Source organism: Serratia sp. DFXYC6, assembly GCF_057196085.1.
The window spans coordinates 57,700-68,966 of sequence record NZ_JBXUNV010000008.1; the positions used below are offsets into that span (position 1 = coordinate 57,700).

Annotated in this window: 12 protein-coding genes; 5 read left to right on the forward strand and 7 right to left on the reverse strand. The window is 60.7% G+C overall.

Features of this window, described 5'->3' with window-relative positions; all coding sequences use genetic code 11:
• Nucleotides 1-167: 167 nt before the first annotated feature.
• Nucleotides 168-716, reverse strand: a complete 549-nt coding sequence (syd, locus tag AC2CGQ_RS24235; protein ID WP_015378901.1) for a SecY-interacting protein — start codon at nucleotides 714-716, stop codon at nucleotides 168-170.
• A gap of 63 nt (nucleotides 717-779) precedes the next feature.
• Here syd and queF point away from each other — a divergent pair, with 63 nt between their 5' ends.
• The 3 genes from queF (at nucleotide 780) to xni (ending at nucleotide 3,995) form a co-directional block, all read left to right on the forward strand.
• The gene (gene queF, locus AC2CGQ_RS24240; RefSeq protein ID WP_021505657.1) at nucleotides 780-1,625 is read left to right on the forward strand and encodes an NADPH-dependent 7-cyano-7-deazaguanine reductase QueF; all 846 of its coding nucleotides are present in this window, start codon (nucleotides 780-782) and stop codon (nucleotides 1,623-1,625) included.
• Nucleotides 1,626-1,817: 192 nt separating this feature from the next.
• Nucleotides 1,818-3,182, forward strand: a complete 1,365-nt coding sequence (ppnN, locus tag AC2CGQ_RS24245) for a nucleotide 5'-monophosphate nucleosidase PpnN (RefSeq protein WP_021505658.1) — start codon at nucleotides 1,818-1,820, stop codon at nucleotides 3,180-3,182.
• A 54-nt stretch (nucleotides 3,183-3,236) separates the two neighbouring features.
• Nucleotides 3,237-3,995 carry a flap endonuclease Xni gene (gene xni, locus AC2CGQ_RS24250; RefSeq protein WP_015378904.1) on the forward strand — a complete coding sequence of 253 codons (759 nt, stop codon included), beginning with the start codon at nucleotides 3,237-3,239 and terminating at the stop codon, nucleotides 3,993-3,995.
• Between the two features lie 39 nt (nucleotides 3,996-4,034).
• Here xni and rlmM read toward each other — a convergent pair whose 3' ends face one another.
• From rlmM to AC2CGQ_RS24270, 4 genes are all read right to left on the reverse strand, one after another.
• Complete coding sequence (rlmM, locus tag AC2CGQ_RS24255) at nucleotides 4,035-5,138, reverse strand: 23S rRNA (cytidine(2498)-2'-O)-methyltransferase RlmM (protein WP_015378905.1); 1,104 nt, start codon at nucleotides 5,136-5,138, stop codon at nucleotides 4,035-4,037.
• On the reverse strand, nucleotides 5,131-5,526 hold the full coding sequence (locus tag AC2CGQ_RS24260) for a DUF423 domain-containing protein (protein ID WP_004931896.1): 396 nt from the start codon (nucleotides 5,524-5,526) through the stop codon (nucleotides 5,131-5,133). The genes rlmM and AC2CGQ_RS24260 overlap by 8 nt, the downstream gene beginning before the upstream one ends.
• Before the next feature lie 51 nt (nucleotides 5,527-5,577).
• Nucleotides 5,578-6,495: a transcriptional regulator GcvA gene (locus tag AC2CGQ_RS24265; protein ID WP_004931894.1), complete on the reverse strand. Its 918-nt coding sequence runs from the start codon at nucleotides 6,493-6,495 to the stop codon at nucleotides 5,578-5,580.
• 385 nt (nucleotides 6,496-6,880) lie between these two features.
• Nucleotides 6,881-7,105, reverse strand: a complete 225-nt coding sequence (locus AC2CGQ_RS24270) for a YgdI/YgdR family lipoprotein (protein WP_025304050.1) — start codon at nucleotides 7,103-7,105, stop codon at nucleotides 6,881-6,883.
• A gap of 196 nt (nucleotides 7,106-7,301) precedes the next feature.
• Here AC2CGQ_RS24270 and csdA point away from each other — a divergent pair, with 196 nt between their 5' ends.
• Both csdA and csdE read left to right on the forward strand, forming a co-directional pair.
• Nucleotides 7,302-8,507: a cysteine desulfurase CsdA gene (gene csdA, locus AC2CGQ_RS24275; RefSeq protein ID WP_166445363.1), complete on the forward strand. Its 1,206-nt coding sequence runs from the start codon at nucleotides 7,302-7,304 to the stop codon at nucleotides 8,505-8,507.
• A gap of 19 nt (nucleotides 8,508-8,526) precedes the next feature.
• Complete coding sequence (gene csdE, locus AC2CGQ_RS24280) at nucleotides 8,527-8,961, forward strand: cysteine desulfurase sulfur acceptor subunit CsdE (RefSeq protein WP_021505663.1); 435 nt, start codon at nucleotides 8,527-8,529, stop codon at nucleotides 8,959-8,961.
• Here the strand turns inward: csdE and tcdA are convergent.
• The gene (gene tcdA / locus AC2CGQ_RS24285) at nucleotides 8,952-9,758 is read right to left on the reverse strand and encodes a tRNA cyclic N6-threonylcarbamoyladenosine(37) synthase TcdA (RefSeq protein WP_004931886.1); all 807 of its coding nucleotides are present in this window, start codon (nucleotides 9,756-9,758) and stop codon (nucleotides 8,952-8,954) included. The two genes, csdE and tcdA, sit on opposite strands and share 10 nt — an antisense overlap.
• Before the next feature lie 84 nt (nucleotides 9,759-9,842).
• A complete protein-coding gene (gene mltA / locus AC2CGQ_RS24290) occupies nucleotides 9,843-10,979 on the reverse strand; it encodes a murein transglycosylase A (RefSeq protein ID WP_004931884.1) in 1,137 nt (378 codons plus the stop codon).
• Nucleotides 10,980-11,267 lie beyond the last annotated feature (288 nt).

Consider the following 11,267-nt stretch of genomic DNA (forward strand, 5'->3'; position numbering starts at 1 on the left):
GCGTCTCACACTAAATTAAGCCTAAGAGTTATCCTAAAGAAATTCTAACCAATTGATCTGGATAACAATAATCTCATAGTCTGGAAAAAGGTGGGAAAAATTAAGAGCGATCTCTCACACCCTGTGTGAGAGATCTCTTACACGGGCGACGGCGAATCCGCCGCGCTTCAGTCCAGCACCGGGCGCAGCGCATCGAGGAAATTCCCCAGCGTCGCCGCCAACAAGGTGCGCTTATCGCTGCCGAATTGTTCCAGCACCACGTTGCCGCTAACGTTGCACAGCGACACCATCGTCATCTCGGATTCGGTGGTCGCCAGGAACAGCGTTGGCGACAGTTTGAGACGTTTTTGCGTCACCAGATGACCGATCAGGTTCTCCTGCAGGCGGATAAAATCCTCCTCGCTCCAGACCTGCAGCAGGCTCAGGCGATGCTCCCCAAATTGCGCGCTCATGTCGCCCGCGTATTGCTGCGTGTAAAAACGGTGCGCATCCGGCTGCAAACGCAGCTCCAGCGCGGCTTCTACCCTCTCCAGCGTCGCCGCCGGCTCGAAAGGCTGCGGCAACCACAGCACCTCGTCCTCGCGATTCTCCACGATGCAGGGCGACGGCACGCCGTACAATGCCTGGCTGGCCGGCGCGTGGCCGCGCGCTTGCTGCCACAACTCGACATAGCGTTGAGTGAATTCACGCAGAGCGTGCGATACATCATGGTCCATATTCTTTCTCGCATACGTTAAACTGACGGCCATTGTACCTATCTCTGAGCGAGGTGACAGCAGATGTCCTCCTATCAAGACCACCAGGCCCTGTCAGGGCTGACGCTGGGCAAACCCACCGCCTACCGCGATCGCTACGACGCCACGTTGCTGCAGGCGGTGCCGCGCAGCATGAACCGCGAGCCGCTGGGGCTGTATCCCGACAACCTGCCCTTCCACGGCGCGGACATCTGGACGCTGTACGAACTCTCCTGGCTGAACGCCAACGGGCTGCCGCAGGTGGCGGTCGGCGAGATCAGCCTCAACGCCGACAGCCTGAACCTGATCGAATCGAAAAGCTTCAAACTGTATCTCAACAGCTTCAACCAAACCCCGTTCGCCGATTGGGAAACGGTGCGCAGTACCCTGCAGCGCGATCTGTCTGCCTGTGCCCAGGGTGAGGTAAGCGTCACCCTGTTCAGCGTCGAGCAGCTGGAAGGCACGCCGATCGCGCGTCTGGCCGGCGACTGCATCGACCAGCAGGATATCCGCATCGACAATTATGAGTTCAACGCCGACTGCCTGCTGAACGCCGCCGGTGAAGAGGTGGTGGAAGAGCAATTGGTCAGCCACCTGCTGAAGTCCAACTGCCTGATCACCCATCAACCGGACTGGGGCTCGGTGCAGATAAGCTACCGCGGCGGCAAGATCGATCGCGAAGCGCTGCTGCGCTACCTGGTCTCCTTCCGCCACCACAACGAATTCCACGAGCAGTGCGTCGAGCGCATCTTCAACGATCTGATGCGCTACTGCCGGCCGCAAAGCCTGACGGTTTACGCCCGCTACACCCGCCGCGGCGGGCTGGACATCAACCCGTGGCGCAGCAACGTCGTATTCGCTCCCGCGCACGGCCGCCTGGCGCGCCAATAAGTGCGAAACATTGCTCAACAACTGAGCTAACGAGCGGTTTATGTTGGTAAAAGCCCAGGGACGGCGGTAAGGTTAAAACGAGGCTGCGGCCGGGCAGAGCGCCCGCTGCGCCGCAGCACGCCAACCATAACGAGATGCTGTTTTGCTGCGTATGGATTACTACCGCCCCGCACCGGGTGCAAAGGAGTTACCTTGATTACACACATCAGCCCGCTTGGCTCTATGGATTTATTGTCGCAGCTGGAAGTAGACATGCTGAAGCGCACCGCCAGCAGCGACCTGTACCGCCTGTTCCGCAACTGTTCGCTGGCCGTGTTGAACTCCGGCAGCCAAACCGACAACAGCAAACAGCTGCTGTCGCGCTATGAAACCTTCGACATCAACGTGCTGCGCCGCGAGCGCGGGGTGAAGCTGGAGCTGGTCAACCCGCCGGAAGAGGCGTTCGTCGACGGCCGCATCATCCGTTCGCTGCAGGCCAACCTGTTCGCCGTGCTGCGCGACATCCTGTTCGTGCACGGCCAAATCGCCAGCGCCGGCCGTTTCCAGCACCTGAACCTGGAAAACTCGGCCCACATCACCAACCTGGTATTTTCGATCCTGCGCAATGCGCGCACGCTGCATCTGGATGAAGATCCCAACATGGTGGTGTGCTGGGGCGGGCACTCGATCAACGAGAACGAATATCTGTACGCGCGCAAGGTCGGCAGCCAGCTGGGCCTGCGCGAGCTCAACATCTGCACCGGCTGCGGGCCGGGCGCCATGGAAGCGCCGATGAAAGGCGCGGCGGTCGGCCACGCGCAGCAGCGTTACCGCAACAGCCGCTTTATCGGCATGACCGAGCCTTCGATCATCGCCGCCGAGCCGCCTAACCCGCTGGTGAACGAGCTGGTGATCATGCCGGACATCGAAAAACGCCTGGAAGCCTTCGTGCGCATCGCGCATGGCATCATTATCTTCCCGGGCGGCGTCGGCACCGCCGAAGAGCTGCTGTACCTGTTGGGTATCCTGATGAACCCGGAGAACAGTGAACAGGTGCTGCCGCTGATCCTGACCGGGCCGAAAGAGAGCGCCGACTACTTCCGCGTGCTGGACGAGTTCATCATGAACACGCTGGGCGACGAAGCGCGCCGCCATTACACCATCATCATCGACGATCCGGCGGAAGTGGCGCGGCAGATGAAAAAAGCCATGCCACTGGTGAAGGAAAACCGCCGCAACACCGGCGACGCCTACAGCTTTAACTGGTCGATCCGCATCGCGCCGGATCTGCAACTGCCGTTCGAGCCGACCCACGAAAACATGGCGAACCTCAACCTGTATCCGAACCAGCCGCCGGAGCAATTGGCCGCCGCGCTGCGCCGCGCCTTCTCCGGCATCGTGGCCGGCAACGTGAAGGAAAACGGCATCCACGCCATTGAGCAGTTCGGCCCGTACAAGCTGCACGGCGAACCACAAATGATGAAGCAGATGGACAGCCTGCTGCAGGGCTTTGTTGCCCAGCACCGCATGAAGCTGCCGGGCAGCGCCTATGTGCCCTGCTACGAAATCGTCGCCTGACCCTCAATCCCGGGCGGCGTAACGGCCGCCCTGTTTTTTCTGACCTTACCGCCCATGATGATACACCTACTGATTGTCGACGCCCTGAACCTCATCCGCCGCATTCACGCCGTGCAGGGCTCCCCTTGCGTCAACGCCTGCCGCCACGCGCTGCAGCAGTTGCTCCAGCACAGCCGCCCGACCCACGCGGTGGCGGTATTCGACGAGGACGACCGCAGCGACAGCTGGCGCCACCAAATTCTGCCGGACTACAAGGCCGGGCGCTCGCCGATGCCGGAAAACCTGCAGCAGGAGATGCCGCAGCTGCGCGAAGCCTTCGCCGAGTTGGGCGTCGCCAGCTGGCATTCGCCCGGCAATGAGGCGGACGATCTGGCGGCCACGCTGGCGGCGAAGGTCGCCGGCGGCGGCCACCAGGTGACCATCGTCTCCACCGACAAAGGCTATTGCCAACTGCTGGCGCCGAACGTACAAATTCGCGATTACTTCCAGAAACGCTGGCTGGATATGCCTTTCGTGCAACAGGAGTTTGGCGTGCAGCCGCAGCAGCTGCCGGACTACTGGGGGTTGGCGGGGATCGGCAGCAGCAAGATCCCCGGTGTGGCCGGCATCGGGCCGAAAACCGCCGTGCTGCTGCTGCAGCAGTCGGGCAGTCTGGACGGGATCTATCAGCACCTGGAGCAGGTGCCGGAAAAATGGCGCGGTAAGCTGGAGCAGCACCGCGAGCTGGCCTACGTCAGCAAACAAGTCGCCACGCTGCGCACCGATCTGTCGCTGGACGGCAACCTGCAGCAGCTGCGCCTGCCGATACAATAAGGGCGCTGCAAGCAGCGCCCTTCATCAGGTTTAACGCGGTTAATCGCGCTCGTCGCGGCGGCCCGGCACCGCCGACCACATGCGGCGCACGTGTACGGTGATCTCTTCACGATCGTGATACAGCTGCTTGGCGTGCACTTCAGCGCTGATGCCGGCGGCGCTCAACGCTTCGCGGATGTTCATCAGGTTTTGCGACACTTCCTCATAGCGCTTTTTCATCGGCAGTTTGAGGTTAAAGATCGCTTCGCGGCACCAGCCTTTCACCAGCCACTGAATCATCAGGCTGGTCACCTTCGCCGGTTTTTCCACCATGTCGCACACCAACCAATAGATCTTGCTGCTGTTCGGCTCGAACTTGAAGCCGTCGGCGCGGTGATGCGTTACCTGGCCGGTTTCCATCAGGCTCGGCGCCATCGGGCCGTTATCCACCGAATGCACCATCATGCTGCGTTTCACCAACTGATAGGTCCAGCCGCCCGGGCAGGCGCCCAGATCGACCGCGTGCATGCCGCTGGCCAGGCGCTCGTCCCACTCGTCGGCGGGGATGAACACGTGGAACGCTTCTTCCAGCTTCAGCGTCGAACGGCTCGGCGCATCGGCCGGGAAGCGCAAACGCGGAATGCCCATATAGAACGGTGAGTTGTTGTTGCTGTAGGAGTAACCGACGTAGCAGCAGCCCGGCGCGATGAAAAACACATGCACCACCGGGCGAGTTGGGTTCTCGCGCGCCATCAGCACCTTCTGCTCGCGCATCGCGGCGCGCAGCGGCACCGTCAGCTTGCGGCAGAATTTCATCAGCTCTTTGCTTTCGTTGGTGTCCGGCACTTCCACCCGCAGCTCGCCGCCGCGATCAACCACGCCGATCAGCATGCCGACGATCGGCGATACCCGATCTTCCGGCGGCAGATCGCGCAGCAGCTCCCCCACCACGATCATCTGGCGGGCGAAAATCAGTTCGCGGAACGGAATTTCCCGCGCCAGACGGTCGGCATCGTCCGGCTGATAGCATTCGAACAACACGTAACCGCTGTGCTCTTTTACCCGCGCAAAGCCGTAAATCTCCAGCTGGGCGGCTTTATCGGTGATCTCCGCCGCACACTCTTTTTCGAAGCCGGGGCGGCAGTACAACGCAATCTTATTCATGGCGCTCGGCCTTTTTCCTCAGACGCAAAGCGCCAATCAACATCAATATCCAGCCGATCAAGAAGCACACGCCGCCAACCGGCGTGATATATACCCAGACCTTCAGGTGCGACAGCGCCAGGCAATAGAGGCTGCCGCTGAACAACACGGTGCCGAACGCCAACAGCGCTCCGCTCCAGTAAAACCACAGGCTCACGCGGCGCTGCATCGCGACCGCCAGCGCCAGGATGGCCAGGGTATGGAACCCCTGATATTCCAGCCCGGTGCGGATCCAGGCCATTTCGTTTGCGCCCAGCGTGCCGCTTAACACATGCGCGCCGAATGCGCCCAACGCGACAAACACAAAGCCGCTGATAGCGGCGAAAACCAGCATGGAACGGCTGCTCATCGTGATCTATCCCATTAAAAATCACCGGCCGCGGCAAGGCGGCGGCCGGCCTTATTGTTCGTAGCGGAAGCGGAACTTCTCTTGTTCGCTGGCGGCGCGCGCCAGGATCCACTGCCGGAAGGCGGCTATTTTACCCAGTTCTGCCTGGCTGTCATGACATACCAGATAAAAAGCGTTTTTACTGACCAACACATCGTTGAACGGGCACACCAGGCGACCGGCTTCGATCTCGGTTTGCGCCATCACGTTATTCACCAGCGCCACGCCCTGGCCGTGCACCGCCGCCTGCACCACCATGGCGCTGTGGCTGAAGATCGGCCCCTGCTGCACGTTGATGTGCTGCAACCCCAGCTGGCGCGTATAAGCCAGCCAGTCGCGGCGTGAAACGTCATGCAGCAACGTATGATAAGCCAGATCGTCTGCGGTTTTCAGCGGATGATCGCCGGTCAGCAGGCTCGGCGAACACACCGGCAGCAGATATTCCGCATACAGGCGCTCGGCGCGCAGCCCCGGCCAATTGCCGCGGCCGTAGAAAATCGCCACATCGACGTCGTCCGCCAGCTTGTCTTCTTCGCGGTCCACCGCCTGGATGCGCACATCGATCCCCGGATAAGCTGAGTTAAAGCCGGAAAGGCGCGGCACCAGCCACTGAATGGCGAAGCTCGGCGGCAGACTGACTGTCAATGCCCCCTTGGCGCTGCGCGCCTGCAGCTTGCGCGTCGCCTCGTTGATCGAAGAGAAGATCTCCTTGATATCGAGGTAATAACTTTGCCCCTCTTCGGTCAGCAGCAGCGAGCGGTTGCGCCGACGAAACAGCTTCAGCCCGAGGAAGTCCTCCAGCGACTTGATCTGGTGGCTCACCGCGGCCTGGGTCACGAACAGCTCTTCCGCCGCCTTGGTGAAACTCAGGTGGCGAGCGGCCGCATCGAACACGCGCAGCGCATTGAGGGGAGGTAAGCGTTTAGACATTAAATTAGCTACTTTTGTGTAACATTAATCCGAATGATTCGGCGCCGAAAATCGGGCGGCTTTGCGTGGCAAGCCATCGGTAAACGCTAACGGCGTATTGCCATTAGTTTTTTTTATCCGAGCCATTATAATTTGTCCGTTGAGGATGCGCCAGCAAATACCTATAGTGGCGGCACTTCCCGGGCCGGAACGAAAAGGGAGTGGGTGTCGAGGACGCCGATGAACTTTTGGCTTGTGGTTGTGATGTTGTGTTTGCAAATTGTCCGGCGATTCCGGACATGGTAGCTAGGCTACTGTTTTTTCACTTCCTGTACATTTACCCTGTCTGTCCATAGTGATTTTATGCAGCACCGCAAAACTTGCGGTGCTTTTTTTTGCCTGACGATTACTGGTTGCTTTCAACCATCTCTTTCACATCGGCGCGGTTGATCTGTTGCTCGACGCCGTTGGCGTCTTTATAGCTGATCATGCCGGTATCGTTGTCCACTTTAGGCTTACCGTCAGCGACAATGGTGCGTCCGTCATTGGTATGCATCACGTAGTTGCTGGAACAGGCGGCCAGGGTGAACGTAAGCATCAGGGCAGAGAGAACTGCGGCTGTTTTCTTCATTGAGGACTCCTTTGTAGTTTTAAATGCTGATAAATACCTTTTATGTGTATAGATGCGATTAATAAGCGCACGTTTAATAGCATAACAAACTTTCCCAATTTTGCCAGGCGATAAGTCCTAATCGGCGCGAACGCTTGTCTCCGGCGGCAAAATAGGACAGGATCACCCATCGACTCAAGCCAGTGACAATCAGGGTATGACGCCTTTTAACCCCAGCCTTTTTCGCCAACAGTTTCCCGCGCTCGCGCAGGACGGCATCTATCTGGACAGCGCCGCCACCGCGTTGAAACCGCAGGCGGTGATCGACGCCACGCAGCAGTTTTATCGCGACGACGCCGCCACCGTGCACCGCAGCCAGCATCGGGCGGCGCAGAATCTGACCGCCCGTTTCGAGCAGGCGCGCGGCCAGGTCGCGCAACTGATCCATGCGCCGTCGGCCGACGACATCGTCTGGACGCGCGGCACCACCGAGGCGATCAACCTGGTGGCACAGAGCTACCTGCGCCCGCGTCTGCAGCCAGATGATGAAATTCTGGTGAGCGAAGCGGAACACCACGCCAACCTGATCCCCTGGCTGATGGTGGCGGAGCAAACCGGCGCGCGGGTGGTGAAACTGCCGATCGGCGCCGATCGGTTGCCGGACCTGGCGCAGCTGCCCGCCCTGCTCAATGACAAAACCCGCCTGTTGGCGCTGGGGCAAATGTCCAACGTCACCGGCGGCTGCCCGGATCTGGCGCCGGCTATCGCGCTGGCCCATGCCGCCGGCGCGCGCGTGATGATCGACGGCGCCCAGGGCGTGGTGCACGGCCCGGCCGACGTACAGCGGCTCGACATCGATTTTTACGCCTTCTCCGGCCACAAGCTGTATGGCCCGACCGGCATCGGCGCGCTGTACGGCAAAGCCGAGCTGCTGGCGCAGATGGCGCCGTGGCAAGGAGGGGGAAAGATGCTGATCCAGGCGTCGTTCGACGGCTTTACCCCGCAAAAGCCGCCGCACTGCTTCGAGGCCGGCACGCCAAACATCGCCGGCGTGCTGGGATTGGCCGCTGCGCTCACCTGGCTCAGCGAACAGGATATGGCGGCGGCGGAGCGCTACAGCCGCGAGCTGGCGGACCGGGCGGAACAGCGGTTGGCGCAGCTGCCGGGCTTTCGCAGCTTCCGCAGTTCCGGTTCCAGCCTGCTGGCGTTCGATATCGCCGGCGTACACCACAGCGACATCATCACGCTGCTGGCGGAGCAAGGCATTGCGCTGCGCGCCGGCCAGCACTGTGCGCAGCCGCTGATGGCGGCGTTAGGCGTCAGCGGCACGCTGCGCGCGTCGTTCGCTCCCTACAATACTCAACAGGACGTCGATACGCTGGTCAGCGCGTTAACTTACGCCCTCGATCTGCTGGCCGACTGACTTGACTCCCGGAGACGCTATGCTCGCCCCCCATCCTTTTGGCCGAGAGATCACCGCCGACGCGTTGATCGCCACCTTCAGCGCGCTGAAACAGTGGGAAGACCGCTACCGCCAGCTGATTATGCTCGCAAAACGGCTGCCGCCGCTGCCGGAAGCCTTGCGCAGTGAAGAAATGGCATTGAGCGGTTGTGAAAACCGCGTCTGGCTGGGGCACCAGTTGCTGGAAGACGGCACGCTGCACTTCTATGGCGACAGCGAAGGCCGCATCGTGCGCGGCCTGCTGGCGGTGCTGCTGACCGAAGTGGAAGGGAAAACGCCGCCGCAGATCGCCGCAATGGATCCGCTGGCGCTGTTCGACCGCCTGGCATTGCGCGCGCAGCTGAGCGCCACCCGCGCCAGCGGCCTGGCGGCGTTGGCCGCCGCCGTAAAGGCGATCGCCGCCCGTTACGCCTGACGCGCCGCCTTCGCCACCATCTTTTTCAGCGCGTGCGACACGGCGACGAAGCCGAAGGTGGCGGTGACCATGGTCGCCGCGCCGAAACCTGCGCTGCAATCCATTCTTTTCGGCCCTTCCGCCGTGCTGCGCGAAGCGCATACCGAGCCGTCCGGCTGCGGATAAACCAGCGGTTCGCTGGAGAAGACACAGTCGATGCCCAGCTTGCCCTTGCCGTTTTTCACCACGTTGAAATCGTGCTTCAGCCGCTCGCGCAGTTTGGCGGCCAGCGGATCCTGAATGGTCTTCGCCAGATCGGCCACTTCGATTTTAGTCGGGTCTATTTGCCCGCCGGCGCCGCCGGTAGTCACCACCGGGATCTTGAAACGGCGGCAGTAGGACAGCAGCGCCGCCTTCGGCCGCACGCTGTCGATGGCGTCGATGACATAGCTGAAGTTATGGTCCAGCAGCTCGGCGACGTTGTCCGGGGTAATGAAATCATCGATGCAGGTCACCCGGCATTCCGGGTTAATCGCCAGGATGCGCTCCGCCATCACCTCGGTTTTGGATTGCCCGACATGCTGACGCAATGCGTGGATTTGACGATTGGTATTGGTGACGCAGACATCATCCATGTCGATCAGGGTGATGGCGCCGATGCCGGTGCGCGCCAGCGCCTCAGCCGCCCAGGAACCCACGCCGCCGATGCCGATCACGCAGACGTGTGCCTGCGCGAACACCGCCAGCGCCTGCTGGCCGTACAACCGCGCCGTGCCGCCGAAACGCTGCAGATAGGCTTCCGAATAAGCTGTGCTCATAACGCTTTAATTACCTTCGTAATGCAAATGATAAGGGCCGGAAAATCCGGCCCTTGCGGGTCAATCTTTTCACACCGCGCGCGTTTACCGGGTGGCCAACAACGAACCGCCGCCGTTTGACTGATTGGCGCTGAACAGCTGGCCACCGCCGTTGTTCTTCAGCACCCAGACGCGGCCGTAGTGGTTGTAGTACCCCGCCGAGTGGCCGGCTTCCGGCCCGATGCCCTGATACATGTCAAAATGCTGGCCCTTGATGGCGCCGCCCACGTCGAGCGCGACCATCAGACGCATCTCGTATTTTCCCGTGAATTTACCCTTGTTGTCCAGCAGCGGCACTTCGGCCAGCAGCGTGGTGCCCGCCGGGATCAGCGAACGGTCGGAAGCCACCGAGGCTTTGGCAATCAGCGGCACCGCACTGGCGCCTTTCACCGGCGCAAAAGCTTCCGGGCGGAAGAACACGAACGACGGGTTCTGCTCCAGCAGCTCACGCACCTCTGCGGCGCTGTGGGTATCCGCCCACTGACGGATCGCCTGCATCGACATGTCCGCCTTGGCCACTTCGCCGCGATCGATCAGCACCTTGCCGATGCTGCGATAGGCGTGGCCGTTCTTGCCGCCGTAGCCGAAGAACACCAGCGGCTGGCCGTTGCCGTAGTCGACATAACCGCTGCCCTGGACTTCCATCATGAAGTTGTCCATCAGCGAGTTGGTGTAAGCGATGATATAGCGATCGTCGAGCGCGCCGGAGTAGATGCCCGCGCGATCCGGCAAGCGGCCCCTGCCCTTCGGCGGCATGCGGTACAGCGGATAGCGGAACTCGCCCTGTTGGGTATAGCGCGCCTGCACCACCGGCGTATAGTAGCCGGTAAACTGCACGTTGCCGTAATTGTCGACGCCTTCCATCTGGTAAGCGCTGAGGCCGTACTGGCTCAGCATGCGCGTGTCGGCGCCGGACGCCATCCAGCTTTGCACCGCCTGATAGGTGCTGTTGTTGCGGTTAAACAGCGAAGGCGACGCGTACTTGATCTCCATCAGCTGATCCGAGTAATCCTTGGCGTTGACCGGCGAACCTTTGGCGTTGGGCTGATTGACCAGCTCCAGCGATTGATCCAGACGGCCGTCCTTATATTGCTGACCCCGATCGGTCGGCTTGGACGAACAGCCCGCCAACACCGCCACCATCAACCCGCCCAGCAGGTATTTGCCCCAACGTCCTTTCATCGCGCACACTCTCAAACTGATATGATCTACCGGCTGAACGATAACAAACGCTCATTGATAAAGGAATCGCTGCAAATAAAAAAAGCAGCACGGAGGATGGTGATGAAAAAGAAGGCAAATTGCGGGCAAATTCAGCAGAAAAACGGGTTTAGGGCAATAAAATGCAAAAAGGGTTTGCAACAAAACGCATGGAGAGTATAGTGCGCATCCATCGGACGCGGGGTGGAGCAGCCTGGTAGCTCGTCGGGCTCATAACCCGAAGGTCGTCGGTTCAAATCCGGCCCCCGC

Excerpts from the sequence above, each read along its gene's own strand:
- AC2CGQ_RS24260 (WP_004931896.1), bottom strand. The coding sequence starts at position 5,526 with ATGAGCAGCCGTTCCATGCTGGTTTTCGCCGCTATCAGCGGCTTTGTG.
- tcdA (WP_004931886.1), bottom strand. The coding sequence starts at position 9,758 with ATGAGCACAGCTTATTCGGAAGCCTATCTGCAGCGTTTCGGCGGCACG.
- queF (WP_021505657.1), top strand. The coding sequence starts at position 780 with ATGTCCTCCTATCAAGACCACCAGGCCCTGTCAGGGCTGACGCTGGGC.
- AC2CGQ_RS24270 (WP_025304050.1), bottom strand. The coding sequence starts at position 7,105 with ATGAAGAAAACAGCCGCAGTTCTCTCTGCCCTGATGCTTACGTTCACC.
- rlmM (WP_015378905.1), bottom strand. The coding sequence starts at position 5,138 with ATGAATAAGATTGCGTTGTACTGCCGCCCCGGCTTCGAAAAAGAGTGT.
- csdA (WP_166445363.1), top strand. The coding sequence starts at position 7,302 with ATGACGCCTTTTAACCCCAGCCTTTTTCGCCAACAGTTTCCCGCGCTC.
- csdE (WP_021505663.1), top strand. The coding sequence starts at position 8,527 with ATGCTCGCCCCCCATCCTTTTGGCCGAGAGATCACCGCCGACGCGTTG.
- syd (WP_015378901.1), bottom strand. The coding sequence starts at position 716 with ATGGACCATGATGTATCGCACGCTCTGCGTGAATTCACTCAACGCTAT.
- xni (WP_015378904.1), top strand. The coding sequence starts at position 3,237 with ATGATGATACACCTACTGATTGTCGACGCCCTGAACCTCATCCGCCGC.
- AC2CGQ_RS24265 (WP_004931894.1), bottom strand. The coding sequence starts at position 6,495 with ATGTCTAAACGCTTACCTCCCCTCAATGCGCTGCGCGTGTTCGATGCG.
- mltA (WP_004931884.1), bottom strand. The coding sequence starts at position 10,979 with ATGAAAGGACGTTGGGGCAAATACCTGCTGGGCGGGTTGATGGTGGCG.